Genomic DNA, 955 nt, shown 5'->3' with positions numbered 1-955 from the left:
CTACTAATCCGTCTGGTGAATGATAAAATGCTAATTCATCACCACCGGTAAATGAATAAAACATACTCGCGACAGGTGCTCGCCAATCAATTACAATTGGTTTCATCGTATCTTTATCTGAAACACCTACTTTACCGATGTAAATCGGCATTACGTCTTCCTTGCCATCCTCCTGAAAATCTAATCTTCCAAAGTACGGCTCATGTACACCAATACGTAAGCTTTGTCTATTAGACTCCCTCATACTTTCAAGAATTTGCTCTTTAAAATCTTCTCCATAATAAACCGGAATTTTTTCAAGCTGTTCTAATTGATCATCCATCGTACTTAAAGTATCTTTCATTTTTTGTAACTCTGCTTCAAAAATGTTGTTCATTTGATGATTCCCTCCTGTCCGTTCCAATTTTTTAGTCAAGACATAATTGTATTAAAAATCCATCCATAAAGTCAATAGTTAGATTGAGAATTTTCCGAAATAAAGAAAAATACAAAAAACATGCCTCTTTATCTAAGATTTTGAAGTATCCTTAAAACAAAATTTTCTCTCTCTTTATTTTCTTCCCTTCATAGATTGCTTACAAACAATCTAGATGGCACTGTATGTGAAAATAAACATTCTATTTATCCGAATCATTCCACTGACGACTTATTTCTAGGCCATAATCCATATCGTAAACTTCTTTTATAGCTTTAACTTTTTCAAGACTTGCATCGCTAAATACAGGTTTATTTTCAAAAGAATGTAGAACGATTCTTTCAAGAAGAACGCCTAGCGAAATATCATGATATTCTGCCATTGCTTTCAAAACTTTTACCATTCTTTTTTCCATCCTAATACCAGTTTGCACACGTTCAACTTTAATTTTTGTATTTTTTTCATTTATTTGTTCATTATTTTGTTTCATAACTTCACATCCTTAATGTAAAAAACGATATTTTGTTACCACGATAACAA

At 31.9% G+C, this 955-nt stretch carries 1 protein-coding gene and 1 pseudogene; both read right to left on the bottom strand.

All coding sequences use genetic code 11. The features are described from left to right. Nucleotides 1-376 (bottom strand): annotated as a pseudogene (locus AC1DTM_RS28770) (HelD family protein); the annotation flags it as partial. A 241-nt stretch (nt 377-617) separates the two neighbouring features. Next, on the bottom strand, nt 618-905 hold the full coding sequence (locus AC1DTM_RS28765) for a hypothetical protein (RefSeq protein ID WP_002110300.1): 288 nt from the start codon (nt 903-905) through the stop codon (nt 618-620). Between the last annotated feature and the right edge of the window lie 50 nt (nt 906-955).

Source organism: Bacillus sp. P4_D3, assembly GCF_056401855.1.
This window is presented reverse-complemented; position numbering and strand designations above follow the sequence as displayed.

Coding starts and splice junctions, on each gene's coding strand:
- AC1DTM_RS28765 (WP_002110300.1), bottom strand. CDS start 905: ATGAAACAAAATAATGAACAAATAAATGAAAAAAATACAAAAATTAAA.